The organism is Shewanella sp. FDAARGOS_354 (genome assembly GCF_002209245.2).
Classification (GTDB): domain Bacteria; phylum Pseudomonadota; class Gammaproteobacteria; order Enterobacterales; family Shewanellaceae; genus Shewanella; species Shewanella xiamenensis.
In genome coordinates this window covers 1513838-1538846 of record NZ_CP022089.2, presented here as the reverse complement: position 1 = coordinate 1538846, position 25009 = coordinate 1513838, and the positions used below count along the sequence as shown (strand labels likewise).

Genomic DNA, 25009 nt, shown 5'->3' with positions numbered 1-25009 from the left:
GAATATTGCCGGGTAAAGCAGGTTAGAAGGTCGAAGTATCGCTAAATACACCGACTTTAAGATCGGTTGCACTGTAAATTTGACGTCCATCTACTTCAAGGATGGCATCTGCAATACCCATTACTAATTTACGGTGGATGGTACGTTTGATATTGAGCTTATAAGTGACCTTTTTCGCGCCGGGTAATACTTGACCTGTAAACTTCACTTCACCCACACCTAAAGCGCGACCTTTGCCTTCAGCACCTTCCCAGCCTAGGTAAAAACCAACCAGTTGCCACATGGCATCTAAGCCTAAGCAACCCGGCATAACTGGGTCAGTGATAAAGTGGCAGTCAAAAAACCATAATTCTGGCTTAATGTCGAGTTCGGCAACAATTTCACCTTTTCCAAACTCACCACCGTTGTCATTGATGGTGATGATCCTGTCGATCATCAGCATGTTGTCTACGGGGAGGCGAGGGGAGTTTGGACCAAATAATTTCCCATGGCCACAGGCGATAAGTTCTTCTTTGTTGAAACTGTTTGCTTTATTCATTGTTTTACTACTCCAGCAATAAGAGCGCCAAGATTAGCGAACACGTGTAAGCTAAACAACTCCGATCAGCTAATTAATGTCGAAAAAATCCTAGTTTTGCGAGTAATCTCGTCATTAAGCCTATTTCTTCTTCACCGTTACCAGCTAGCTTGTCTAATCGTTGTTGCACTAGACCATATAAGGATTCTGCTGGGAAGTCATTATCTTCATCGGCAACGCCAGCGGGCATCTGCATCAATAGCTCGACCGCTTCATCCATATGTTCAATGGCATAAATATGGAACAAGCCTTTGCCTACAGCTGTAATCACTTTGGGGTGTAGATTAAGCTGTAATATATTTGACTTGGGCATAATTACACCTTGCTCACCGGTTAAGCCTCGGCGTTCACAAAGATTAAAAAAGCCTTCTATTTTTTCATTAATGCCGCCGATGGCTTGTACATTACCAAATTGATCCAATGCACCTGTTATGGCTAACGATTGAATAATCGGCTGTTCGGCAATGGCTGACATCAAGCAGCAATATTCAGCAAGCGAGGCGCTATCGCCATCGATCTCCTGATAAGATTGCTCAAATACAATATTGGCATTTAGGTGCAATGGCGCATCGCGACCAAAGATACGATATAAACAGGCTGAAAGGATCATCATACCCTTTGCATGGATATTACCGCCCAGCTCTGACTTTCTTTCAATATCTGCAACTTCACCGTCACCATAGTGTACCGTAGCGGTGATCCGTGCTGGTTCACCATAGCAGTGATCAATCGCATCGATAACAGTAAGACCATTAATTTGTCCTACCATAGCGCCCGTAGTTGGCAGATTTATGAAATTGTCATCAAAACTTTGGCTTGAAAATTCTTCAGAGCTGTTATGGCGATAATTGGCTTGCGATAGCGCACGTTCAATGCTGGCTGCATTAATTGTTGATTTACCGCGATAGACTTTTGCCTGCGCCATTAACTGCGCCAAATCTAGCATTGAGAGACTTAAGCGACGTTGATGCTCAGTTAATCTAGCACTGTGTCTAAAGAGTGGGGCAAGACTGGATTGTTCTAATGTGACATCGACGCTTTGTGCCACCGTTTGTAGCCAACTGGCATATTGCGCTTCTTTAAAACGGGTCAAATCCAGTTCACCCGCCAGTTCTGCCAACAGGTTAAAGTGGCGTTGAAATTGCCAATCTTCAGACCTAATTTGGCTATAGATTAAACCCGCGCCAATTAAAATAATTTTACAATTTAATGGGATTGGGCTTAGGTTGTGACTGATTTGATACTCTTTCTGTGTCAGGATTTGCAGCAGCAAATCCCATAAGCCTTCTCGTTTCCACAGGGATTCAGCGCAGATAAATACATAATGGCATTCGGCCAATGCACCCGCTTGATATTTACTGCTATTACCCGATTGCACCATACGGCCAAGTAGGTCTGAACGGCGGATATTGCCACTCAGATAGCGATAACTGACATGCTTTTCAGCAATTGAGCCTTGGTTGTCCTGCGGCGCTTCATATTGCCAATGGAATTGAATGGTTTTGTCTTCGGGGCGCTTTGCCACCAGATAAGCTGCTGGCAATGGCTCAAGCGTTTCCATTAATGCTTTGATCATTAATAGTCTATCGATGCCAGGAAAATCTGCGAGATACAGTTGTTGATCGGCAATGGCGTTATGTAACTTAAAGGCATCCAATACGCGCTCTTGACCTAAAAGCAACGCTTTATATCCTGTTTGTAATTGCGACAGGACGGGAAGATTAAATTCAGGGGCGAGTGAGGATGAAGGTATCAAGAGTGAATTCATATAAGCATTTACCGTGAAAAGTTACCGCGATTTTACCATACCGAGAGGGCAAGTCTCTTACTGTATAGGTGTTTTTATGCTGCTTTACCCAGATATTGCTGAAAATATGTTGGCTATTCGCCTGAAAATTCATCCGTCTGAACATAAGATGAGCATTTGACACAATATTCAAAAATTGCTGTTTACAAGCACCGATGATGCTTATATTATTTGCGGCGTTCGGAGGGGTGGCAGAGTGGTTTAATGCACCGGTCTTGAAAACCGGCGTGGGTTTATAGCCCACCCAGGGTTCAAATCCCTGCTCCTCCGCCATATTTCACGGAAAGGCCATCAGCAATGATGGCCTTTTTGTTTATGTAATGTCAGTCAAAAAGGTCGCTAAACAATTAGCGGCCTTTTTGCATCTGGTTCCATGGTATGAGATGTTTGATTACATTGCCAAAAGGCGTATCTGCGATTGTCTTGATAATCATTATGTTCTGATATGAAGAAGTTGATTTTTAAGGTTTGGATTAACCTTCTCCTACGCTCCCTATTTATACTTCATCTTTTTCATATGAAGCCGCAACCTTAAAAAAGTGCTCGCGATTCTTTAATCTATTCAAAAGTGACTTAGGTAATGTTGTTGTCATGCTGGTTTTTAGTGAGCAGAAATAGCAACAGATCAAAAATCGCCCTGAAAGCGATGATTTCATCGCCAGCTGGATATCAAATCGCCAATCAATTCAAATAATAATAAATTTAAGTTTACAGCTTTGGGCGAGATGTATATTATCTCGCTCGTCCGGAGGGGTGGCAGAGTGGTTTAATGCACCGGTCTTGAAAACCGGCGTGGGTTTATAGCCCACCCAGGGTTCAAATCCCTGCTCCTCCGCCATATTTCACGGAAAAGCCATCAGCAATGATGGCTTTTTTGTTTATGCAATTTGAACCCGGGTTCCTCGTGCTAAGCGCTGCTCCAGCACAATAGTCGGCTAAAAAGCCGCTAAGCAATTAGCGGCTTTTTGCATTTACACGACTTCATTTTCGATGAGCGTTTTAAACCTGCTATATTTTGCGTCAGCTTATCAATTAGCCCAATCCTGAGCTCCACTCATACTTTCATCATACCAAGCTCTTAATTTCAAACTGCATTAATTAGCAAGTTGTTTCTTTAAATATCATCTAGTTAACAATATTCATTTTATGCTTTGCGAAATGCCATTGTTGGGCTAAATTACCCTGATAACCTATATTCCGGTTGCGGTATTCTGATTTGGCTAAACTCTCTTAGTCAGCATTGGTTAAAGGTGGATAAAGTTGATATCGATATATTTAGTTGACGATCATGAGCTGGTGAGAACTGGGATCCGCCGTATCTTAGAAGATGAGCGGGGGATCAAAGTTGTGGGTGAAGCGCCCGATGGTGAGACCGCGGTACAGTGGGCGAGACAAAATGAAGCCGACGTCATCTTAATGGACATGAATATGCCAGGTATGGGCGGACTCGAAGCGACGCGTAAGATTTTACGTTATCAACCCCATGCTAAGATTATTGTGCTAACAGTGCATACTGAAGATCCGTTCCCCAGTAAAGTGATGCAGGCGGGCGCGTCTGGTTATTTAACCAAAGGTGCGACGCCACCTGAAGTATTGCAAGCGATACGTCAGGTTTCCCGTGGGCAGCGCTATTTATCTCCTGAAATTGCCCAACAAATGGCATTGAGCCAATTCAATCCGGCCGATGAGAATCCGTTTAAAGCCTTGTCTGAGCGTGAGCTGCAAATTATGTTGATGATCACCAATGGTGAAAAGGTCAATGATATTTCTGAGCAGCTCAACTTAAGCCCCAAAACCGTTAACAGTTACCGTTACCGCTTGTTTGCGAAGCTTGGGATCAGTGGTGATGTGGAGCTGACTCGTTTAGCGATCCGCTATAAAATGTTAGATGCTGGCCATTTCTAATGGCCGCTTGTGTCAATGGTTCTAGCATTAATTAAGTGTTAGCTGTGAGTTTGAAAACGATTTATCAAGCAGTTTTGAAGATGGTAAGTAAAAGAGTGGGTGTGTAACGATGTCGACAGGTTTTAACGCCCAGAGTTTTTTACGCACGGTCTCATCCTCTGCTGGGGTTTATCGCATGTATGACGTCAAAGGTGACGTCATTTATGTGGGTAAGGCCAAAGATCTTAAAAAGCGCTTATCTTCCTATTTCCGTAAAAACCTTGGCAATGTGAAAACTCAGGCGCTGGTGTCCCATATCCATCATATTGATGTGACGCTGACCCACAGTGAGACCGATGCGCTGCTGCTTGAGAATGACTATATCAAGCAGTACATGCCCAAATACAATGTGTTACTGCGGGACGATAAGTCATACCCTTATATATTCTTGAGCCAACACGAGCATCCACGCCTTGCATACCATCGCGGGCCGCAGCGGGAGAAGGGCTATTACTTTGGGCCTTATCCCAATGGCGGTGCGGTGCGCGAAAGTTTGCACTTGATGCAAAAGCTGTTTCCTATCCGCCAGTGTGATGATCTCTATTATAAATCCCGCACTCGTCCCTGCCTGCAATACCAGTTATCCCGTTGCAGTGCACCTTGCGTCGGTAAGGTCAGTAATGCGGAGTATGACGAGCAGGTTAAACTGGCGAGTCTGTTCCTTAAGGGAAAAGACAAGCAAGTCATCAGTGAACTCGTAGCTAAGATGGAAGAGGCCGCCGAGCAGCAAGCCTATGAGCAAGCCGCGCGTTTTCGCGATCAAATTATGGCGCTGCGCCGAGTGGCAGAGCAGCAAGAGGTCTCTGGTAATACTGGCGATATGGATGTTATCGGTGTGCATTACGCCTCGGGTATCGCCTGTTTCCATTTACTGTTTATTCGTGAAGGTAAGATTTTTGGTAGCCGTAGCTATTATCCAACGGTGCCCGCGCAAACGGATATCGAAGAAGTCTTACGTTCCTTCCTGCTACAGTTTTACTTAAATGCCGATATTCAACGCACTATTCCTAAGGAAGTGGTGATAAGTCATCACTTTGAAGAATTGCATGAGTTAGAAGCTGCCGTCTCTGAGGCGCTAAATAAAAAGTTCAGCATCAAAACCAATGTGCGTGCTGACAGGGCGAGTTTTTTACGCCTCGCGATCACCAACGCCACCAATGCGGTGATGACGCGTCTGTCCCATAAAAATACCGTTGAACAGCGTTTTGTGTTATTGGAGGAAATCCTCGAACTCAATACGCCGATTCAGCGAATGGAGTGTTTCGATATCAGCCATACCATGGGTGAGAGCACGGTAGCCTCCTGTGTGGTGTTTAATCGTGAAGGGCCGCATAAAGCCGAATATCGTCGTTATAATATTGAAGGTATTACGCCAGGCGATGATTATGCCGCGATGAAACAAGCCATTAGTCGCCGATTTGATAAAATCGATGCCAGCGGCAAAATTCCTGATATCTTATTTATCGACGGTGGTTTGGGTCAGCTGCGTATCGCGCAGCAAATAGTGGATGAGAAGTTCGTTAATTTAGATAAAGCGCCGCAACTGATTGGGGTGGCAAAGGGAGAGAGCCGTAAACCCGGGCTGGAAACCTTAATCTTTGGTGACACAGAAACGAGCTTTTCCCTTGAGGATGACTCACCCGCATTGCACCTTATTCAACATATTCGCGATGAATCGCACCGCTTTGCCATCACTGGGCATCGTAATCGCCGTCAGAAAACCCGTAACACCTCAACGCTTGAATCCATTCCGGGCATTGGCCCTAAACGCCGTAAAGCGTTACTCCAACATTTGGGCGGTTTGCAGGAAGTGAAGGGCGCGAGCGTGGCCGAGTTAGCGAAAGTGCCAGGGATCAGCATAGAAATGGCACAAACCATTCATGATGCATTGCGAGGGTGATAAAATTAAGGCAAGATTGGCGCTGCTTTTGACTAACTGGTTTGATCATGCCGTTTAACTTACCCATAGCATTAACTCTTTTTAGGCTTTTTTTACTGCCCATTTTTGTGGTGTTGTTTTATTTACCTTACAGCTGGACGCCTTTTGTTGCCGCATTTGTGTTTTGGTTGGCGGCGTTAACGGATGCATTAGACGGTTATGCGGCGCGTAAACTCAAGCAACTGACCCGTTTTGGCGCCTTCCTCGATCCCGTCGCTGATAAACTGATGGTGATCACCGCGCTCGTATTATTAGTTGACCAATACGCTGATATTTGGCTCACACTGCCAGCACTGTTTATGATTGGCCGTGAAATTGTGATTTCAGCCCTGCGGGAGTGGATGGCTGAATTAGGTAAACGCGGCACGGTTGCAGTTTCTTGGATCGGCAAATATAAAACGGCGGCGCAGATGGTGGCGATTATTGGCCTTATCTGGCAATACAATCCACTCATGATCACCGCGGCATTTGTGCTGTTATATATCGCTGCCGTATTAACGTTCTGGTCAATGATGAGTTACATTTTAGCCGCCTGGAAAGATTTAACGGCTGAATAGCACAATAAAAGATCAAAGAGATTATTTAGTGCGCAAGCAGTAAGTTATCGATAAAACAGCGGTTGACACTGCATCGTAAATAGGTAGAATGCCTCCCCGTAGACGAGAGACGAAGTGAAAACAAAATCTTAACTCTGCGTGATGCGACATTAGCTCAGTTGGTAGAGCGATACCTTGCCAAGGTATAGGTCATCGGTTCGAACCCGATATGTCGCTCCAATCTAAAATGATTGGAAAGATGGCGCGATGGCAGAATGGCTATGCTGCGGATTGCAAATCCGTCGATCTCGGTTCGACTCCGGGTCGCGCCTCCATAATTAAGATATTAATGACATGATTCCCGTCGTTAATATAAAGAGTTTGCCCGAGTGGTGGAATCGGTAGACACAAGGGATTTAAAATCCCTCGCTGGTAACAGCGTGCCAGTTCAAGTCTGGCCTCGGGTACCATTATTATAATGGTGACAGCTCAAACGAGCTGAAGCGTTAAACTTCGTTACCTATACATTGAAATATAAGTAGAAGAGCGAAGCAAAGAGTTAACAATATCAATAGCAGTGCTTACGATATTCAGAGTTTGCCCGAGTGGTGGAATCGGTAGACACAAGGGATTTAAAATCCCTCGCTGGTAACAGCGTGCCAGTTCAAGTCTGGCCTCGGGTACCATTATTCTCAGTGAATAGTAAATAAGCCTCGACATTAGTCGGGGCTTTTTTGCATCTACAGCTTTGATTATTTGGATTTGGTTTAAAGGGCCGTTTCTATCTTCTTCTCTAGAGCCACGGCTTCGCGCTTGCCACTTTTGTTACAGGCATTAGTCCTGCCTTATAACCTACAAATTCCTCAACTTTATTTCTCCACATTGAGCTTGATAGCATCAAACTGAGCTCGTGTAGGCGGCGTTTGAGCGCTAAGGCTTATTGCCAAAGTGATGTCGTTAACCTTGCCCATAAAAAAGCCCCGTGGTTTTCACGAGGCAATTTTACACATCCACAATACTACTCATTTATCGCTTGTTTTAGCGCTGTCGCCGCCTTAAAGCTTGGCTGGTTAAAGCCTGCAATCTCCATCGTCTCGCCAGTTTGCGGGTTTCGACCCGATTTAGGTAAATGATAACGTAACTCGAAGGTACCGAATTGCGGCAGGAAGACTTTCTCACCTTCGCTTAAGGCGATATGGATCTGTTGTAGGATCTGTTCGACAACAGGTTTAGTGCTGGCCTGGGACTGTTCAAGCGAAGTGGCGATACGTTGGATCAGTTGTGCTTTGTTCATTGAAACCTCTGAATTCAGTGAAAGAGCAGGAAAGGGGAGTTATAACAAGCTCGAGATTAGATTGAAAGTCTAGGTTTACCAAAGCGGCTTAACTGCTGCTTTATTGGTTAGCGGTGATTACTCACCCTTTATTTTGAAACGTAAATACGCCTCATATAAGCAGCACTAGGTAAGCAGCATTAGGGGCTAAGTTGGCCTGTAGCGTTTAGAACTAAAGTAGAAGTTAAAGGATAAAGCCTTTTAACACTGATATTTACGACTGTTTGATGTTTGACATGGTGTAATAAATGCCATTGCTTCAGCAGTGTATAAACAAAACATTAGCCACAAAGCGCCCTTGCGGGCGCTGTTAGAGGTGGAGTTAAACGTAGGAATAATAAGGGACTTGTCGCGGAGTTAAGAAAATAACGTTTCTTCCAATGTGCGTCCTTTCAGCAGCATCTTATATTGCCAATGCTGGTCCTTAAATAGGGCGAGCAGGGCGGTTTCAAACTCATAATGACGATTTGCCGTGTCATCCAATTGGATAACAAATACATGGGCTTGTTTTGAGGTGATATTCACCACACCAGCTATTTGACCTACGGCTTGGATCAGCGCTTCACTGTCGCAGCTTTCCATGGTGAGGGTGAGATAATCACTGCCGCTATTGGATGAGCGCATCGAAATCGACTGGCCCAATTCACCTTTATCTAGATACAGCACTTGGTCACAGAGCTTCTCGAGTTCGTCCAAGTTGTGTGAGCTGATCACAAAAGTGGTTGTGGGCGACAGCGTTCTGACGAGTTCACGGATTTTCTTCGCATTGGCAGGGTCGAGTCCTGCGGTAGGTTCATCTAACAACACCAGCTTAGGCGAGCCGATTAAGGCTTGGGCAATCGCCACACGTTTACTCATTCCATGGCTTAGACTCGGTGGCTTTTGCTGCGCCACCTCGGCTAAGTCCACTAAATTCAGCACTCGCTGTGCTTCTTGATTTGCCTGCTTGCTATCCATCCCTTGAAGACGCGCAAAGAAGCTTAACTGGCTGATAATAGTTAAATTGGGATCGAGCGTCGCATCCTGTGGCAGGGCGGTAATTTGCCCTAATAATGCTGGACTATTGGGTGCTTCTCCCAGAATACGAACCGAGCCTGCGCTTGGGGTGAGGTAGCCACAGAGCAGGCTAAACAGTGTAGTTTTACCTGCACCGTTAGGGCCAACTAAGGCGATGGGCGCTCCCGATTCGAGGGTTAAGTTAACGTTATTGAGCGCTTTTTTACTGCCATAGTGTTTGGACAGTCCTTGGCATTGAACGAGGATCATAGTTGACTCCTTTGGATATAAACGCGGCCAAGGAAAAGGGCGAATGCGGTTTGTAGTAGGGGAATTGGTGCGTAGGCAAAGCTATTGAGTCCATTGGTGTTGACCATGTTCGACAGTTGAGCGCCCGGCAATATCCATTGTAAACCTTCAAATAAGCGCGATTCATTACCCAATATCAGCAGTGCTATAGAGACGACCGTCCACAAAATAGTGGCCAGAACCATGGCTTGCCTTGCCGTGTTGGCATAGAGGGACAATAAAGTCATGACCGCGGTAAAGGGTAAAATCACGATAACCAAGTTGATGCCGACCAAGGCTCCCGACGTTAATGCGGGTAATAACAAGCCGATATCGCGAGTAAGTGCCAGCGCTATGGTGGCAAGGATGGTCAATAAGATCAGTAGACCTTGGATCAAGATTTGCCCCAAAAAGCGGCCGAAGAGTAGGCTGTCTTTGCTGGTTCTTAGGGTATAGAAGCGCAATGTGCCGCGGGTTTTGTCTGAGGAGAACTGATCGGCGGCAATCAAAATACTGAACATGGGAAACAGATACAGCGCAAAGCACCAGAAGATAGCCATTTCCGCCACGGGCCAGTCAAACAGCATGTTGAGAGCTTGGCTGCCTAAGAGACCGTCGATCAGATCTTTAATATTGGGCTGCATTAATAGGGTCGAAGCGCCTTGGATGGGGTAGAGCAATAGCATGCCCCACACTAATGCAAAGGCGAACAGGGCGATAATCCCGCGAAGGTTAAATAGAAATTTGCGACATTCAAAGCCAGCGATCAAAAGCATGTTATTGAATGTACTGGGAGCATTTGGTGTCATTCGCTGTCTCGTCAGTGAGTGAGCGGACAAACTCTCACCTTAGTCATCATTAAGAGTGACTACTTGCGAAAGTCGTCCGCGGCGCGGTTAGGATAAAGAAGCGATAAGCGATTCTAACTTATCTTTAAGTTCTGCCACTTGCTCTTCAAGCTGTGTGACTCTCGCTTCCAGTTGTTGTCTATCCTGCTCGTTTAGCGGGTGGGCATCTGCATTTGTGGCATTGGTGAATGACGCGGCGCTAATTTGCTCAGCACCTTGGGAGAACAGCTCAGTATAACGACATTCACGTTTACCAGGCTCCCGCGGCAGTTGAGCCAGTACGGGTTTATCCCGCTCCATCAGTTGCTTAATGCAGGCTTCCACTTCGAGCACGTCTTTAAAATCATGCAGTCTGTTGCTACGGGTGCGTAACTCTCCGGGCGTTTGTGGGCCGCGAAGCAGCAGTAAACAAACAATGGCTACCGCCGCGCTGGAAAGTTGTAACTCGCTAAATTCGGTGTTGCAGAATCTGTGCTTATATTTGACGACTCGGCTACCAAAGCCGGATTGCTCGCTGATTAAGCGCTTTTTGTTCAATGAATCAAGGGCGGCTTGTACTTGCGCTTCAGTGAGTTCTAATACAGGTTCGCGGCTGGTTTTTTGATTACAGGCGAGGGTCAGGGCATTGAGTGAAAGAGGGTATTGCTCTGGGGTGGTGACTTCTTTTTCAAGTAGGCATCCGATAACTCTGGCTTCGTGTAACGTGAGTTCCATATAAGCTCCAAAGAAAAAAGCATGACTTTGTTATAACAGAGCCATGCTTAAGATCCTAGCGCTTGTCGGTAAACTGAGTGTTTGGGCAGACTATTTGGACAAATAAACCACGAACCTTACTACAAGAGAGTGTTCAGTCCCGTGTGAGGTTGACTATTCAGCCCAATCAGTCAGCTTCAGTTAGGCGTAAACCATCATCGTCGATGCTTAACTTACTGGCTTTAAACAGGCCACCGATACTCTTTTTAAAGGCTTTTTTACTCATACCGAGTTGTTCGTAAATCACTTCGGCATCGGTTTTATCCGTTAGGGGTAAGAATCCGCCCGCTTGCTTGAGTTTTACTAAGATAATGTGCGCATTTTTATCAAGCTCTTGCTTACTGCCTTGCTGCAATACCAAATCAATTTTGCCATCGCGGCGGACTTGTTTGATAAAGCCTTTTAGCCTTTGACCAAAACGCAGTTTTTGGAACACTTCGTTTTGATAAATCACGCCCCAATGGGCATGGTTAATAATGGCTTTGTAGCCTAAATCTGTGGTGCCACCGATAAATAAGTCAACTTGTTGACCTACTTCATACTGGGCGGGAGTTTTATCGAGGAATTTATCGATTTTTGATGACGCAACAATACGCTCATCAGCTCGGTTAACGTGCACATAAACAAGGTACGAGCGACCTTCTTCAATCGGTTTATGCTGTTCACCAAAAGGTAGTAACAGATCTTTATCTAATCCCCAATCTAAAAATGCGCCAAAAGGCCCAGTGGCCACGGCTTTTAAGTAGGCAAATTCTCCTACTTGTGCCAAAGGTTTGCGGGTCGTGGCAATGACAATATCTTCGGAGTCCAGATATAAAAATACCTCTAGCCAGTCACCGACTTGGCAGTCTTTTGGGGTGGCTTTGTTGGGGAGTAACACTTGGCCAAATTCGTGGGCATTTAAATACACACCAAAACTGACTTGTTTTACTACCTCAAGTTTGCAGGTTTTTCCTATCTGTACCATGGAGCTCTCTATCTAAGGATGTCATTCGGCGGTGATTATAACCGCTTTATCCGTAAACAGCAGCTTCCAGATCGGCTTTTGCGTCGATAGTCGAAAATGAACAGTCGCGCTGAGATAAAACAATATTGCTGATGTGAGCAAATGTTATCAATTTATCTTGATTGGCTATTAAAAAATATTGAACGCACGTAGAGTAAGGTTGATGATTAACCTATTAATTTAAAATAGATAAATCTACTTGTTACCAACCATTCTGTTAATGTGGTGTTTATTATATTTTAATGAAAAATATTAAATGAGATTCTTGCTTGCATTCTGTGACATTGCGCGGTTTAATTGCGCCGTTTAACGACTTCGCTCGTTACAGACATGACAAATATTACGTGAGTTGTAATGATTTTATGGTTCACAGGTCATTCACCGTGTAACGTACAATTTATAATGGTTACATGGGGTTAAGAGGAATTGTTTAGCTAATGCACAAGCATCCATTTTTTGCTCTTTGCCTAAAAGCATCTCAATGCCAGCGCTCAATCGTTGTTCCCTATGACGATACTAGCCTTAAACATCTCACGTTAATCCGTATCAACTCTGGCCGCGAAGAAGCCAACAGTCCCCTGTTACAATAATCTCACCTAGTGTTAGGTGTGCTTGGTGATGCCTTGCCGCTTAATACCTAATGTTTATCCTTAGTGTTACCTATTGTTTATCTACTTAATCGGCACCTCGTTTTTAGAGAGAGTCATATTGAGCGGAGACGCAACGCTTTAGCTTAAGGTTTTGAGTGTTTTTTAACCTCAAAGCGCGTTATGGTTAATGCCATTGGGTGAAAGACCTATGGCGATAAAGGGGGATATAAACACCATCTTGTTATCGCCAAGGTAAAAGAGTATCGGGTTAATCCCGGTTGCGTTAAGGGAAATCGCATCAATGTCGCCTAAGCTGGGTTGATTTTGCTGCACAAATTAGGGTGAATTCATCCTAACTGTATGTCAGGTAACTATATGGTTTACCTGGGTTTGTCGAACGGGCGGTCTTGCAATGTTGCACTGACCGTTTAACCCATTTTTTTATAGACGGGCTAAATAAAAATGAATGATTGGTCTATTGATGCTGCTCGTGCTGGGTACAACGTTACCCACTGGAGCCAAGGGTTTTATGGGATCAGCGACCAAGGTGAGGTGACAGTGTCGCCGGATCCTAAGAATCCTGATCACAAGATTGGCTTAAATGAGCTAGCAAAAGACATGGTTAAAGCAGGGGTCGCTTTACCTGTATTAGTTCGTTTCCCGCAAATTCTGCACCACAGAGTGAACAGTTTGTGCCAAGCATTCGACCAAGCGATACAAAAATATGAGTATCAGGCGGACTATTTGCTGGTTTACCCCATTAAAGTAAACCAACAAAAAACTGTGGTAGAAGAGATCCTTGCGAGCCAAGCATCAAAAGAAGTTCCACAATTAGGCCTAGAAGCCGGCAGTAAGCCTGAATTAATGGCCGTACTTGCCATGGCGCAAAAAGCCAGTTCAGTGATCGTATGTAACGGTTACAAAGATAACGAATACATTCGTTTAGCCTTAATTGGTGAAAAGTTAGGCCATAAGGTCTATATCGTTTTAGAAAAACTGTCTGAGCTTAAGATGGTACTAGCTGAGTCTGAGCGTTTAGGGGTGAAACCTCGCTTAGGGTTACGTGCTCGCCTTGCATTCCAAGGAAAAGGCAAGTGGCAAGCCAGCGGTGGCGAAAAGTCTAAGTTTGGTTTATCTGCGGCGCAGATTTTGACTGTAGTTGACCAGTTAAAACAAAGCGATATGTTGGATTCGCTGCAATTACTGCACTTTCACTTAGGTTCGCAAATCGCCAATATCCGCGATATTCGTCAAGGTGTGAGCGAAGCGGCGCGTTTCTACTGTGAATTACGTGAGTTAGGGGCCAGCATTAACTGCTTCGACGTCGGCGGTGGTTTAGCGGTAGATTACGACGGCACTCGTAGCCAAAGTAATAACTCAATGAACTATGGTTTAAGCGAATACGCGAACAACATCGTAAACGTGCTTACCGATATCTGTAATGAATACGAGCAACCTATGCCACGTATTATTTCAGAATCTGGCCGTCACTTAACGGCGCACCATGCGGTACTGATCACCGATGTGATTGGCACAGAAGCTTATCAGGTTGAAGATATCCAGCCGCCAGCGGAAGAATCGCCGCAGCTGCTGCACAATATGTGGCAATCTTGGACTGAGCTGAGTGGCCGTGCCGATCAACGTGCCTTGATTGAGATTTATCATGATAGCCAAAGTGACCTGCAAGAAGCGCAATCGCTGTTTGCCTTGGGTCAATTAAGCTTGGCAGAACGTGCGTGGGCTGAGCAGGCTAACCTACGCGTATGCCATGAAGTTCAAGGTTTGTTAAGCACCAAAAACCGTTACCACAGACCGATTATTGATGAGTTAAACGAAAAGTTAGCCGATAAGTTCTTCGTTAACTTCTCATTATTCCAATCCTTACCGGATGCTTGGGGTATCGATCAGGTGTTCCCTGTGCTGCCATTGTCTGGTTTAGACAAAGCGCCAGAGCGCCGCGCTGTGATGCTGGACATCACCTGTGACTCCGACGGTATTGTGGATCAATATGTAGACGGCCAAGGGATTGAAACTACGCTACCAGTACCAGCGTGGAGTGCTGAAAGCCCGTATTTAATCGGCTTCTTTATGGTGGGGGCATATCAAGAGATTTTAGGGGATATGCACAACTTGTTTGGCGACACTAACTCGGCCGTTGTCAGCATTGAAGAAAACGGTATGACCAATATTGAATCGGTACTTGCCGGTGACACAGTCGCTGACGTATTACGCTATGTTAACTTAGATGCCGTTGACTTTATGCGGACTTACGAAGAGTTAGTCAACCAGCATATTGTTGAGGATGAACGCGCACAAATTTTAGAAGAATTACAAGTGGGCCTAAAAGGTTACACTTATTTAGAAGATTTTTCTTAATATTGAGTGTGTTAAAAAAGTCAGCCTAGGGACACTTAGGCTGACTTTTGTTTTTTATAGCCTATTATTTTTGCTAGCGAGTTGCCAAGGTGACTGTGTTGCTTTTTGCTAGCGAGTTGTAAAGGTGAGTGCGTTGCAAGGCTATCATCTTGTAAAAGCAAGCGCGGTGGTTTTATTGCGGCGCTAGTCGTGTAAAAATAGCCGCGCAAATTTGATGGGTTATCAGTCTTAAAATGCGTGCATACATTTAAGTCAGCGTTGCCAGCGAACCATGAATGACTGATATACCAATAGATTAGATGCCCAAACACAGGGATAAGATGAGGCGAACGGCTTGATGTTTTTTGAAGGCGCGGAAAAAAAGCTTGAGATCAGACTCACTTCCAATATGGCATCACTGCGCCAACGAGAGTACGGCTTTTGGTCAACCTTGGTCGCCTGTGCCAATGCGGAAATCCTGTCAATAATCCGTAATCCTGCCTGCGATGCCTATCTACTGAGTGAATCGAGCCTGTTCGTCTGGGATGATAAGATTCTGCTGCTCACCTGCGGTAATAGCACCCTGATTGAGGCGGCCTGCTACTTTATTAACGCCTTAGGGGTTGAGCACATTGCCGCGCTCTGTTATCAGCGTAAGAATGAATACCAAGCCCAGCTACAAAGCACACACTTTGCTGACGATATTGCGAAATTGCGGACCTTGATCCCCGGAAAAGCCTTTCGAGTTGGTCACTTAGATTCACATCATCACTATTTGTTTTGTACTGACAATTTGTTTTGCACTGACGGCCAACCTATGTCGTCAACGTATGATACCTGCCTTGAACTGATGATGTACCACATCCGTGGCGAGTTGGCTGATTACCTCAAGTCGCCCACACAAACCGAGCAGGGGATTTATCAACGCTTAGGATTGCAGCGAATTTTCCCTGATTTTCAATTTGATATGCACTGTTTTCAGCCCGCGGGATTTTCGTTAAATGGGATACGTGGGGCTGACTATGTTACCTTGCATATCACGCCATCGATAGGGCCGGGAGATAACTCCTACGTCAGCTTTGAGACTAATCTGGATTTAGCTGTTTATCCCTATCCCCTTGTTGCACAGATGATTAAGCTATTTATGCCCTCAAGCTGGGATCTCATCCGTTTTAACCAGTCGCTTATGACTGCTGGATTTCCTGAGCATGTATGTTTAGCGCATGGTTCAATCGTAACTGAGCAAGGCTGTCAGATTGATTTTAATCACTATCAACAGCTTCAAACTGAAGAGTTACTGCCTGTATTCCTATAATCGTTTCCCAGAATTGAGTTGGTGATTCAATGGAATAAGCGACTGCTAAAGTTGCGGTGTGATTAGAGGATTTATTCGCCACAAGCTGAAAATTTTTCATCAAAAATGGCCCTAATTTAGGGCCATTTTATGTTTGCTTGCGGTTTTTTTGGGCAATTAAAACTGAAATTTCTAAACTGAGCCGTTGGCAATTAGTCAGAAAATCCCTTGCTATACCATTTAGCGGCTATTACTGCGCTGCAATCTCTGCCAGCACCACTTGATGATGGTCGCTGGTTTTAAACTTATCGAACACATGGGCAATAGTGCCATCGGTGTTGATGAGGAAACTTAACCTATGGATTCCATCATAGACTTTACCCATAAATTTCTTTTCGCCCCACACGCCAAAGGCATCAGCAACGCTGTGGTCTTCATCGCTGAGTAGGGTAAAGTTAAGTGATTGTTTTTCAGCAAACTTAGCTAATTTAGCCACAGGATCTGGGCTAATGCCGAGGACGGTTACTTTGTGGCTGTCGAGTTCAGCTTTGCTATCACGTAAACCGCAGGCTTGTACTGTGCAGCCAGGGGTTGACGCTTTAGGGTAAAAATAGACTAAAACGGGACCACGCGTTAAGCATTCTTGTAGTGAAACAGCGTTACCCTGTTGATTTTGTAAGGTAAAAAGTGGCGCTTTGGCACCAGCGGTTAAGGTATTCATCTATTATCCTCTGTCGTTTCTTGAGGTCGTGCCTTCCATGCGTCTAATGGTGCAATCCAGTGCCATCTCCTCGGAGAGTTGATAGATACTCTTTTCGAGCTTTTCTAGTTCAACTTTTTCAGGAATATTGATGGTTAATGAAATAGTTTGCGTTTGCTCGCCATTTTCAAGCTCTTCAGAGAAGGAGCGGACTGCCGCCAAGTCTAAGGAGCGGTCGGCAAGAAACTGGGTGATGGATTTCATCGTGCCGCGCTGATCTTTACCAGTAAAGCGCACTTCAAGGCGCGAAAGGTAATTTTGCGGCGTGTGCTTAGAGGTACGCTTCATCACCGTCATCAGTTCTAATTCAACACTGAGACTCGGGAGCAAGCTTTCAATTTTCGTTATGGATGCCCACGAACCTGACAACATCATGATTAAGGTAAATTCGTTACCAAATAATGCCATACGGCTGTCGACGATATCGCAGTCACAGTCACTGGCAAGCCGAGCTAGTTTACTTACGAGTCCAGGACGGTCTACGCCCATTGCAGTTACGACCAGGAAATTGGTCATGAATTGTCCTCACTTTTTCGATATCATAGAGCGAAAACTCGAGACCGAGCGCCGAGTTTTTGTGCGGGATGTAATGCTACCATAACTAAATCAATTTGAGACCCCCGTTAGTGCTTGTCATTAATGGTTGGCATCAGTACCATAGCGAATCCTGAAATTTTGGGGAAGTCAGATGATAAACGGAAGCATCGTAGCCTTAATCACGCCAATGAACAGTGATGGCTCAGTAGATTTTGCAAGTCTTGAAAGGTTAGTCGAATTCCATATTGACCAAGGCACAGACGCCATCGTTGCCGTGGGTACCACCGGTGAGTCAGCGACTCTGCCAATGAATGAGCACGTTGCCGTGGTCGCTCAAACCGTTAAGTTTGTCGCAGGTCGTATCCCTGTGATTGGTGGCAATGGTGCGAATGCGACAGCAGAAGCTATCGAACTCACCAAGTCCTTATCTAAAGTCGGGGTTGACGCCATGTTAGGCGTAACACCTTACTACAATAAACCGACGCCAAAGGGCTTAGTGGCCCACTATAAAGCCGTGGCGGCCAGCACTGATATTCCCCAAATTCTCTATAACGTTCCTGGGCGCACCGCGGTTGATATGAAGCCTGAAACCGTGGCCGAGTTAGTGAGCGTGAGCAATATTATTGGTGTAAAAGAAGCCACGGGTGATGTATCACGGGTTAAACGACTACGTGAACTTTGCGGCAATGACTTTATGCTGTACAGCGGTGATGATGCGACAGCGAGAGAGTTTTTACTCCTTGGCGGTAACGGGGTGATTTCGGTTGCTAACAACATAGTGCCAAAAGCCTTTAAAGCTATGTGCGACGCCGCATTGGCGGGCAACGCCGAATTAGCCGCAAGTATCGACGAGCCACTACGTGGTTTATATAGCACACTGTTTTGCGAAGCAAATCCTATCCCAGTGAAATGGGCAGCCCAGCGTATGGGGTTGATTCAGTGTGGTCATATTCGTTTACCTTTGACTGAACTTTCTGAGCAATGTCATGGTCTGTTGTTAGATGCAATGACTCGTGCCCAGATAGAGGTTAAATAATTAATGTTAAAGAAAGTCACTCCACTGTTCTTAGTTGCTGCTGTTGCAGCTTGTAGTTCGCCATTAGAGCGTCGCCAAGCCAACGGTGCTGAAGACTATGTTCAGGCTGAGCAAGCGCCAATGCTAAAGATCCCTGAGGGATTGAAAACGCCGCCTTACAATAAAGAATACGAGGTTCCGGCAATCGGCGCTAAAGCAAACCCTGCGCTTGTTGGTAAAAACCTTGATATCCGCCCACCACTGCAAGTTTTGCCAATGGCAGAAGGTACGCATGTGGAAGAGGGCAGCGATAACATTAAGATTGTGGTTGAATCGATTGATAACAGTGTCGATCTTAAGCAAGAGATTTTCGCTAACTTAGATGGATTCTTAGCGAAGCAAGCGATCCCTGTTCGTAGTCGCGACTATGATAAAGGCAACATTGAAACCGATTGGATTGAAAGCCGAGAGGTGTTGGAGTCAAGTTTATGGGGCTCAGATAAAGAATATCTGCTGCGTCAGCGTTATCGCTTCGATATCGAAACCCGTCCACACGGCCGTACCGCTAATATCGTTATTCACTTAGTAGAACACGAAGAGTTTTACGATGGTAAAGAGCAGGATGTAATGCTCAGTGGTGAGGATAAGCAGCGTTACACCATCGATATGCTTAACAGTGCCATTGCTTATATGAGCGTTAAGCGTGAGCAAACCATTCAAGCAAACCGCTTAAAGCAGACCTTAGGGATCAATGTTGATTTGGTCACGCCAGAAGAGGGTGATGCATATTGGTCTGCTAAGGCTTCCTATAAGCAAGTGTGGGATCGTCTGCGTATAGTATTGCCAGAAATGGGCTTTGAAATTTCAGATATGGACAGTGCTAAAGGCCTGTACTTTATCAAGTTTACCGATAACTCAGGTTTCTGGAGTTCATTGTGGAACGACAATCAATTGTCCTTAAAAGAAGGTAGCTACCGTTTACTCTTACAAGACGGTGATACCCCTGATGAGACTAAGATTTTGCTTCGTGACGCTGAAGATCAGCCGTTATCGAATGACGTTGTCGCCAAGGTGTATGAATCATTGTCGAATCTGATGAAAGAAGAGCGCAAACTGCGTTAATTCCACCTCAGTCAAAAAGGGCGATTTATCGCCCTTTTTTGTGTCTGCAATTCAGCCTATTGCTCTAGGACGATACAGCATGATGTATCAGAATATTTCTAGGTAATATCAATAGTTACATTATGGTTTTAGATTAAACCGCTTAAGTTGTGAGTTATTTTGAAATAATCCGCTTAAATTGCCGTTTATCGTATTGCATTCTTCACCTCAGTGGTGTTTTTCGACTTGTCCGCAGCGTTATTACAAATTTTGCGCGCTCAGCGTAATTTGTAAGAAAAAGTAAAACGTATTGATGCAATGATGCGAGTGGGTAAACTAGCCGTCACTAATGCGAGTCATCATTTGGAAGCCAGATGAAAAAAATCATAATTATCATCGCTATTTTGGCAGCGGCATGGTTTGGATATCAAGCTATGCAACCTCAAGAGCAGCAGCAAGCAAAAGTTAAGCTCACCCCTAATGTGGTTATCGCCACCGCTTCTATGGCACAAGTTCGAGACGAAGTGGAAGCTATTGGCACAAATAAGGCATTTGAGTCCGTCACCATTACGCCCAAAGTCACTGATGTGGTGACCTCATTAAAGTTTGATGATGGCGATATTGTCAAAAAGGGCGATTTATTGGTGCAACTGCAAAATGCCGAGCAGATAGCCAAAGTGAAAGTGGCGCAGGTGAAAGTGAGTGACAATCAGCGTGAATTGGCGCGGATTAGTTCGCTTGTCACTAGTCGAACAGTGGCAGAGTTAGAGCGTGACCGCCTGCAAACCTTAATCGATACGGCCCGCGCCGAGTTAGAGCAGGCACAATCTTCCCTCAATGATCGCAGTATTGTCGCCCCCTTTAATGGCCGTTTAGGCCTGCGCCAAGTGAGCGTGGGTAGTTTAGTGACACCGGGTACTGAGATCACCACGCTCGATGATATCTCCAAGATTAAATTAGATTTCTCAGTGCCAGAGCGTTTTATTCAAGACTTGCAGCCTGGCAAGCTTGTTGAAGCAAAAGCCGTGGCTTTCCCTGATGAAATTTTTAAAGGCAAAGTGATTTCCATCGATAGCCGTGTTAACCCAACCACCCGTGCCGTGATTGTACGCGCCGAAATCCCAAATCCAGATTTACGCTTACTGCCTGGGATGCTGATGAAGGTCAAACTCATCAAACGCAGCCGCGAGGCGCTAATGTTGCCTGAGTCGGCGATTATCCCAATCCAGAAAGAACACTTTGTTTACAGTGTGAATAAAGACAATGTCATCGAGCGTAAGCAAGTCACCATTGGAGTTCGTACCCGTGGCTGGGTAGAAATTACCGATGGCTTAGCGATTGGTGAAAATGTGGTGATCCGCGGCCTGCTTAAGGTGCATCCTGGTGATGTGGTAAAGACCCAACTGGCTGAAAAATTTAGCTATCTTTCCGATGCTAATACGGAGCCAAGCGTATGATCCTGACCGATCTTTCCGTTAAACGGCCAGTATTTGCCTCGGTCATTAGCCTATTGCTGGTGGCCTTTGGTTTAGTCGCATTTGATAAATTACCGCTGCGGGAATACCCCAATATCGACCCGCCGATTGTCTCGATTGAAACCAACTATCGCGGCGCTAGTGCTGCGGTAGTTGAGAGTCGCATTACTCAGCTGATAGAAGACAGGATCAGCGGCGTCGAAGGCATTCGCCATGTGAGTTCATCGAGCAGCGATGGTCGCTCACAGGTGACCTTAGAGTTTGATATTAGTCGTAATATTGAGGATGCGGCCAACGATGTACGCGATAGAATTTCGGGTCTATTAGATAACTTACCCGAAGAAGCCGATCCCCCAGAGGTACAAAAAGCCAACGGTGGCGATGAAGTGATTATGTGGCTCAACTTAGTGTCGGATCAAATGACCACATTAGAGCTAACCGATTATACCCGTCGCTATTTATCCGACCGTCTGTCGGTGGTTGACGGGGTGTCGATGATCCGTATCGGTGGGGGCAAGGTTTACGCCATGCGCATCTGGCTCGATAGACAAGCCCTTGCATCCAGAAGCCTCACGGTGGCCGATGTTGAAGCCGCACTTAGGGCTGAAAACGTCGAGTTACCCGCAGGTTCGCTTGAATCCAAGGAGCGCCACTTTACCGTGCGTTTAGAGCGAAGTTATCGCAGCGCTGAGGACTTTGCCAATCTGGTGATTGCTCAAGGAGAAGATGGTTATTTAGTCAAGCTTGGTGACGTAGCTAAGGTGGACATTGGCTCCGAAGAAGAGCGTATTATGTTCCGCGGCAACAAGGAGGCCATGATTGGTCTTGGGGTGTCAAAACAGTCGACCGCCAACACCTTAGAGGTAGCCCGCGCCGTTAATGCCTTAGTCGATAAAATCAATCCTACCTTGCCCGCAGGAATGTCGATTAAACGTAGCTACGATAGCTCAGTGTTTATCGAAGCCTCGATCAAAGAGGTTTATCAAACGCTGTTTACCGCAATGATCTTAGTGATTATTGTGATTTATCTATTCCTTGGCAGCGTGCGTGCTATGTTAATCCCTGCGATTACGGTGCCCGTGTCTTTGCTCGGCACGTTTATCGTGCTCTATGCCTTGGGATATACCATCAACCTGTTGACGCTGCTGGCGATGATCCTCGCCATCGGTATGGTGGTGGACGATGCGATTGTGATGTTGGAAAACATTCACCGCCGTATCGAAGAAGGGGATTCCCCCTTAAAAGCGGCGTTTTTGGGTGCCCGTGAAGTCGCCTTTGCGGTCATTGCCACCACCTTAGTGTTAGTGGCGGTATTTATGCCGATCACGTTCCTCGAAGGAGACTTAGGTAAGCTCTTTAAGGAGTTTGCGGTGGCCATGAGTGCGGCGGTGATTTTCTCCAGTATCGTGGCGTTAACCCTAAGCCCGATGATGTGCTCTAAGCTGCTTAAACCGGCGTCGCAGGACTCATGGCTAGTGCGTAAGGTTGATAGCATTATGACGGACATTTCCCGTCGCTATCAAAGCTCGCTAGAGAGCGCGATGGCAAAACCAGTGCTGATGTCAGTTATCGTGTTGATTGCGCTCGGTAGTAGTGTGTTTCTTGCCCAAAAAGTACCGCAGGAATTTGCACCGCAGGAGGATCGAGGCTCATTATTTTTAATGATTAACGGGCCTCAGGGGGCGAGTTACGAGTATATCGAATCCTATATGACTGAGGTTGAAAGCCGCCTAATGCCATTGGTGGATTCGGGGGATATCAAGCGTTTGCTGATTCGTGCGCCCCGTGGCTTTGGCCGCGCGGCAGACTTCTCTAACGGTATGGCGATTATTGTGCTCGAGGATTGGGGGCAACGTCGTCCTATGAAAGAAGTGATTGGCGATATTAACAAGCGCCTCGCGGATTTAGCCGGTGTGCAGGCTTTCCCTGTGATGCGTCAAGCCTTTGGCCGTGGCGTGGGCAAACCGGTGCAATTTGTTATTGGTGGTCCAAGCTATGAGGAACTCGCTGCTTGGCGGGATATTATGATGGAAAAGGTGGCGGAAAATCCTAAACTGCTTGGCCTTGACCACGATTATAAAGAGACCAAACCGCAGCTTAGAGTGGTGATTGACAGAGACAGGGCAGCAAGCCTAGGGGTGTCAATTTCTAATATCGGTCGCACCTTAGAATCTATGTTAGGTTCGCGCCTTGTCACCACCTTTATGCGTGATGGCGAAGAGTATGATGTGATTGTGGAAGGGGAGCGCAGTAACCAAAATACCGCGGCCGATCTGCAAAATATCTATGTTCGCTCCGAACGGACGAAGGAGCTGATCCCATTATCCAACTTAGTTACGGTAGAAGAGTTTGCCGATGCCAGCTCTCTTAACCGCTACAACCGTATGCGGGCGATTACCATTGAGGCCAGCTTGGCGGATGGTTATAGCCTAGGCGAAGCGCTGGATTACCTCAATCAAGTGGCGCGAGCTTACTTGCCTGCGGAAGCAGTCATCAGCTACAAGGGACAATCGCTGGATTATCAAGAGTCTGGCAGCTCAATGTACTTTGTGTTCTTGCTGGCGCTTGGGATTGTGTTCCTGGTATTAGCGGCGCAGTTTGAAAGCTATATTCACCCTATGGTGATTATGCTGACGGTACCGCTTGCCACGGTTGGCGCCTTGATAGGGCTGTGGTTTACGGGGCAGAGTCTCAATATCTACAGCCAGATTGGGATTATTATGCTGGTGGGCCTTGCGGCGAAAAACGGTATTCTGATCGTCGAATTTGCCAATCAGTTGCGGGATAAGGGGGTCGATTTTGACCGCGCCATTATCCAAGCCTCATGCCAGCGTTTACGGCCTATCTTGATGACGGGGATTACTACAGCCGCGGGCGCCGTCCCTCTGGTTTTGGCAACGGGCGCAGGTGCTGAAACCCGCTTTGTGATTGGCGTAGTGGTGCTTGCGGGCATTATGCTGGCGACGCTGTTTACCATTTATGTGATCCCAACTGCCTACGGTCTTTTTGCCCGTAATAGCGGCTCGCCAGAAGCGATTGCCCAGCAATTAGAAAAGGAATTAGCGCAGGATTAACCCCTCGCGAACGCTTCGCCAAAATAGGCGCTTAAGTACACTTAAGCGCCTATTTTATTTGGGTAAACTTACTTTGGGTTAACTTCAAGAGCTTGAATATAGCGAAAGGAGGTTTTCTCAAAGCCAATGGACTCATAGTAAGCTTGGGTCTGTTCCCGTCTCATTGACGTGGTGACCTCAAGTTGGCGACAACCTCGTTCACTTGCCCTCGATTTAGCAAAATCAATTAGTTGCGTCCCCACACCTAAGCCTCGACTAGCCTCCGTCACCACTAAAGCAGTAATGCGGCAGATTTGCTGCTGCGAGGGAAAATAATCAAAAAGATTAGGGCGTGTTGACGTTTCGAGATTAAATTTTGTTCGTTCTGGCAAGCACGTGCTCGCGAAACGAGGAATGATGTGTAGTTATTCTACTCAAATGACGAGTGACAAAGAGCAAGGGCTTGCCAGACGAACCCTTCGGGCAGCATTTGGCTGCCGTTTCTGCCGCGTTATCGTCCGTTTATGTAGAATAACTACACTGCACGGACTTTGCCTTGCATAAACGTCAGCCAAATAGCTGCAAAAATAACCCTGAAACGCCAACACGCCCTATACTTATCAGCCCAACCACAACTCCCTCAGACTCGGCGAGATAGATTTCATCCGATCTTTTAGGATCATCGAGATACTGATGTAACTGCGCCTCGGTGGCACTATAACCCAGCTGCAACAGTAAGGCCGTCATGGCGTTATGGTCGGCTATCTGTGCTTGTCTAATTGAAATGGCGCCCATCACGCTT

At 46.0% G+C, this 25009-nt stretch carries 21 protein-coding genes, 6 tRNA genes and 1 pseudogene; 16 read left to right on the top strand and 12 right to left on the bottom strand.

Translation table 11 applies throughout. The annotated features are described in order from the left end of the window. Positions 1-22: 22 nt before the first annotated feature. A complete protein-coding gene (fabA, locus tag CEQ32_RS06965) occupies positions 23-538 on the bottom strand; it encodes a bifunctional 3-hydroxydecanoyl-ACP dehydratase/trans-2-decenoyl-ACP isomerase (protein ID WP_011071970.1) in 516 nt (171 codons plus the stop codon). 73 nt (positions 539-611) lie between these two features. Beyond that, complete coding sequence (locus CEQ32_RS06960) at positions 612-2345, bottom strand: AAA family ATPase (protein ID WP_088585751.1); 1734 nt, start codon at positions 2343-2345, stop codon at positions 612-614. A gap of 221 nt (positions 2346-2566) precedes the next feature. On the opposite strand from CEQ32_RS06960, the gene CEQ32_RS06955 reads away from it, so the two are divergent. From CEQ32_RS06955 to CEQ32_RS06915, 9 genes are all read left to right on the top strand, one after another. Continuing rightward, a tRNA-Ser gene (locus CEQ32_RS06955) sits at positions 2567-2657 on the top strand. Positions 2658-3131: 474 nt separating this feature from the next. Next, a tRNA-Ser gene (locus CEQ32_RS06950) sits at positions 3132-3222 on the top strand. Between the two features lie 422 nt (positions 3223-3644). After that, a complete protein-coding gene (gene uvrY, locus CEQ32_RS06945) occupies positions 3645-4289 on the top strand; it encodes a UvrY/SirA/GacA family response regulator transcription factor (protein ID WP_011622328.1) in 645 nt (214 codons plus the stop codon). Positions 4290-4398: 109 nt separating this feature from the next. Beyond that, a complete protein-coding gene (gene uvrC / locus CEQ32_RS06940; protein WP_055648210.1) occupies positions 4399-6228 on the top strand; it encodes an excinuclease ABC subunit UvrC in 1830 nt (609 codons plus the stop codon). A gap of 47 nt (positions 6229-6275) precedes the next feature. Continuing rightward, positions 6276-6824 (top strand): CDP-diacylglycerol--glycerol-3-phosphate 3-phosphatidyltransferase, encoded by a 549-nt coding sequence (pgsA, locus tag CEQ32_RS06935; RefSeq protein WP_037417386.1) that lies wholly within the window; start codon positions 6276-6278, stop codon positions 6822-6824. 143 nt (positions 6825-6967) lie between these two features. Next, positions 6968-7043: transfer RNA gene (locus CEQ32_RS06930), tRNA-Gly, on the top strand. Between the two features lie 21 nt (positions 7044-7064). Continuing rightward, positions 7065-7138 (top strand) — tRNA-Cys (locus CEQ32_RS06925). Positions 7139-7186: 48 nt separating this feature from the next. Then, positions 7187-7273: transfer RNA gene (locus CEQ32_RS06920), tRNA-Leu, on the top strand. Between the two features lie 129 nt (positions 7274-7402). Further along, a tRNA-Leu gene (locus tag CEQ32_RS06915) sits at positions 7403-7489 on the top strand. 332 nt (positions 7490-7821) lie between these two features. Here CEQ32_RS06915 and CEQ32_RS06910 read toward each other — a convergent pair. The 5 genes from CEQ32_RS06910 to CEQ32_RS06890 form a co-directional block, all read right to left on the bottom strand. Next, positions 7822-8097, bottom strand: coding sequence for an HU family DNA-binding protein (locus tag CEQ32_RS06910; protein ID WP_037425710.1), 276 nt, complete (start codon positions 8095-8097; stop codon positions 7822-7824). 396 nt (positions 8098-8493) lie between these two features. Next, on the bottom strand, positions 8494-9402 hold the full coding sequence (locus tag CEQ32_RS06905) for an ABC transporter ATP-binding protein (protein ID WP_088585750.1): 909 nt from the start codon (positions 9400-9402) through the stop codon (positions 8494-8496). Continuing rightward, entirely contained in the window at positions 9399-10229 is an 831-nt protein-coding gene (locus CEQ32_RS06900; RefSeq protein ID WP_088585749.1) for an ABC transporter permease subunit, read from the bottom strand. Before CEQ32_RS06900 ends, CEQ32_RS06905 begins: the two co-directional genes overlap by 4 nt. 87 nt (positions 10230-10316) lie before the next feature. Next, positions 10317-10982: a YceH family protein gene (locus tag CEQ32_RS06895; protein ID WP_088585748.1), complete on the bottom strand. Its 666-nt coding sequence runs from the start codon at positions 10980-10982 to the stop codon at positions 10317-10319. A gap of 166 nt (positions 10983-11148) precedes the next feature. Continuing rightward, positions 11149-11988 (bottom strand): S1 RNA-binding domain-containing protein, encoded by an 840-nt coding sequence (locus CEQ32_RS06890; protein WP_037425700.1) that lies wholly within the window; start codon positions 11986-11988, stop codon positions 11149-11151. Positions 11989-12464: 476 nt separating this feature from the next. On the opposite strand from CEQ32_RS06890, the gene CEQ32_RS06885 reads away from it, so the two are divergent. Further along, positions 12465-12617 carry a hypothetical protein gene (locus tag CEQ32_RS06885; RefSeq protein ID WP_011071981.1) on the top strand — a complete coding sequence of 51 codons (153 nt, stop codon included), beginning with the start codon at positions 12465-12467 and terminating at the stop codon, positions 12615-12617. 168 nt (positions 12618-12785) lie between these two features. Here CEQ32_RS06885 and CEQ32_RS22940 read toward each other — a convergent pair whose 3' ends face one another. Then, positions 12786-12950, bottom strand: a complete 165-nt coding sequence (locus CEQ32_RS22940) for a hypothetical protein (RefSeq protein WP_156143174.1) — start codon at positions 12948-12950, stop codon at positions 12786-12788. Between the two features lie 129 nt (positions 12951-13079). Between CEQ32_RS22940 and speA the strand changes: the two genes are divergently transcribed. Next, complete coding sequence (gene speA / locus CEQ32_RS06880) at positions 13080-14993, top strand: biosynthetic arginine decarboxylase (RefSeq protein WP_037417405.1); 1914 nt, start codon at positions 13080-13082, stop codon at positions 14991-14993. Positions 14994-15330: 337 nt separating this feature from the next. Then, positions 15331-16287 (top strand): adenosylmethionine decarboxylase, encoded by a 957-nt coding sequence (locus CEQ32_RS06875; protein ID WP_055648216.1) that lies wholly within the window; start codon positions 15331-15333, stop codon positions 16285-16287. Positions 16288-16516: 229 nt separating this feature from the next. Here CEQ32_RS06875 and bcp read toward each other — a convergent pair whose 3' ends face one another. Together bcp and CEQ32_RS06865 are read right to left on the bottom strand one after the other, a co-directional pair. Then, positions 16517-16987, bottom strand: coding sequence for a thioredoxin-dependent thiol peroxidase (gene bcp / locus CEQ32_RS06870; RefSeq protein WP_047536092.1), 471 nt, complete (start codon positions 16985-16987; stop codon positions 16517-16519). 3 nt (positions 16988-16990) lie between these two features. Continuing rightward, entirely contained in the window at positions 16991-17542 is a 552-nt protein-coding gene (locus CEQ32_RS06865) for a glycine cleavage system protein R (protein ID WP_037417572.1), read from the bottom strand. A gap of 172 nt (positions 17543-17714) precedes the next feature. On the opposite strand from CEQ32_RS06865, the gene dapA reads away from it, so the two are divergent. The 4 genes from dapA (at position 17715) to CEQ32_RS06845 (ending at position 24228) form a co-directional block, all read left to right on the top strand. After that, the gene (gene dapA / locus CEQ32_RS06860) at positions 17715-18599 is read left to right on the top strand and encodes a 4-hydroxy-tetrahydrodipicolinate synthase (protein ID WP_055648217.1); all 885 of its coding nucleotides are present in this window, start codon (positions 17715-17717) and stop codon (positions 18597-18599) included. A gap of 3 nt (positions 18600-18602) precedes the next feature. Further along, positions 18603-19700 carry an outer membrane protein assembly factor BamC gene (gene bamC / locus CEQ32_RS06855; protein ID WP_055648218.1) on the top strand — a complete coding sequence of 366 codons (1098 nt, stop codon included), beginning with the start codon at positions 18603-18605 and terminating at the stop codon, positions 19698-19700. A gap of 353 nt (positions 19701-20053) precedes the next feature. Then, positions 20054-21136 carry an efflux RND transporter periplasmic adaptor subunit gene (locus CEQ32_RS06850; RefSeq protein WP_037425693.1) on the top strand — a complete coding sequence of 361 codons (1083 nt, stop codon included), beginning with the start codon at positions 20054-20056 and terminating at the stop codon, positions 21134-21136. Next, entirely contained in the window at positions 21133-24228 is a 3096-nt protein-coding gene (locus CEQ32_RS06845) for an efflux RND transporter permease subunit (protein ID WP_055648219.1), read from the top strand. Before CEQ32_RS06850 ends, CEQ32_RS06845 begins: the two co-directional genes overlap by 4 nt. Before the next feature lie 68 nt (positions 24229-24296). Here CEQ32_RS06845 and CEQ32_RS06840 read toward each other — a convergent pair. Together CEQ32_RS06840 and CEQ32_RS06835 are read right to left on the bottom strand one after the other, a co-directional pair. After that, positions 24297-24548: pseudogene (locus CEQ32_RS06840) on the bottom strand (GNAT family N-acetyltransferase); the annotation flags it as partial. 226 nt (positions 24549-24774) lie between these two features. Next, positions 24775-25002, bottom strand: a complete 228-nt coding sequence (locus CEQ32_RS06835) for a hypothetical protein (protein WP_122040746.1) — start codon at positions 25000-25002, stop codon at positions 24775-24777. Between the last annotated feature and the right edge of the window lie 7 nt (positions 25003-25009).

What these genes read in the sequence shown, in the direction of transcription:
- CEQ32_RS06850 (WP_037425693.1), top strand. Translation starts at nt 20,054, where the DNA reads ATGAAAAAAATCATAATTATCATCGCTATTTTGGCAGCGGCATGGTTT.
- dapA (WP_055648217.1), top strand. Translation starts at nt 17,715, where the DNA reads ATGATAAACGGAAGCATCGTAGCCTTAATCACGCCAATGAACAGTGAT.
- CEQ32_RS06960 (WP_088585751.1), bottom strand. Translation starts at nt 2,345, where the DNA reads ATGAATTCACTCTTGATACCTTCATCCTCACTCGCCCCTGAATTTAAT.
- bamC (WP_055648218.1), top strand. Translation starts at nt 18,603, where the DNA reads ATGTTAAAGAAAGTCACTCCACTGTTCTTAGTTGCTGCTGTTGCAGCT.
- bcp (WP_047536092.1), bottom strand. Translation starts at nt 16,987, where the DNA reads ATGAATACCTTAACCGCTGGTGCCAAAGCGCCACTTTTTACCTTACAA.
- CEQ32_RS06890 (WP_037425700.1), bottom strand. Translation starts at nt 11,988, where the DNA reads ATGGTACAGATAGGAAAAACCTGCAAACTTGAGGTAGTAAAACAAGTC.
- CEQ32_RS06910 (WP_037425710.1), bottom strand. Translation starts at nt 8,097, where the DNA reads ATGAACAAAGCACAACTGATCCAACGTATCGCCACTTCGCTTGAACAG.
- CEQ32_RS06835 (WP_122040746.1), bottom strand. Translation starts at nt 25,002, where the DNA reads ATGGGCGCCATTTCAATTAGACAAGCACAGATAGCCGACCATAACGCC.
- CEQ32_RS06875 (WP_055648216.1), top strand. Translation starts at nt 15,331, where the DNA reads ATGTTTTTTGAAGGCGCGGAAAAAAAGCTTGAGATCAGACTCACTTCC.
- CEQ32_RS06905 (WP_088585750.1), bottom strand. Translation starts at nt 9,402, where the DNA reads ATGATCCTCGTTCAATGCCAAGGACTGTCCAAACACTATGGCAGTAAA.
- speA (WP_037417405.1), top strand. Translation starts at nt 13,080, where the DNA reads ATGAATGATTGGTCTATTGATGCTGCTCGTGCTGGGTACAACGTTACC.
- uvrC (WP_055648210.1), top strand. Translation starts at nt 4,399, where the DNA reads ATGTCGACAGGTTTTAACGCCCAGAGTTTTTTACGCACGGTCTCATCC.
- CEQ32_RS06885 (WP_011071981.1), top strand. Translation starts at nt 12,465, where the DNA reads ATGCACAAGCATCCATTTTTTGCTCTTTGCCTAAAAGCATCTCAATGC.
- CEQ32_RS06900 (WP_088585749.1), bottom strand. Translation starts at nt 10,229, where the DNA reads ATGACACCAAATGCTCCCAGTACATTCAATAACATGCTTTTGATCGCT.
- CEQ32_RS06895 (WP_088585748.1), bottom strand. Translation starts at nt 10,982, where the DNA reads ATGGAACTCACGTTACACGAAGCCAGAGTTATCGGATGCCTACTTGAA.
- fabA (WP_011071970.1), bottom strand. Translation starts at nt 538, where the DNA reads ATGAATAAAGCAAACAGTTTCAACAAAGAAGAACTTATCGCCTGTGGC.
- CEQ32_RS06845 (WP_055648219.1), top strand. Translation starts at nt 21,133, where the DNA reads ATGATCCTGACCGATCTTTCCGTTAAACGGCCAGTATTTGCCTCGGTC.
- pgsA (WP_037417386.1), top strand. Translation starts at nt 6,276, where the DNA reads ATGCCGTTTAACTTACCCATAGCATTAACTCTTTTTAGGCTTTTTTTA.
- CEQ32_RS06865 (WP_037417572.1), bottom strand. Translation starts at nt 17,542, where the DNA reads ATGACCAATTTCCTGGTCGTAACTGCAATGGGCGTAGACCGTCCTGGA.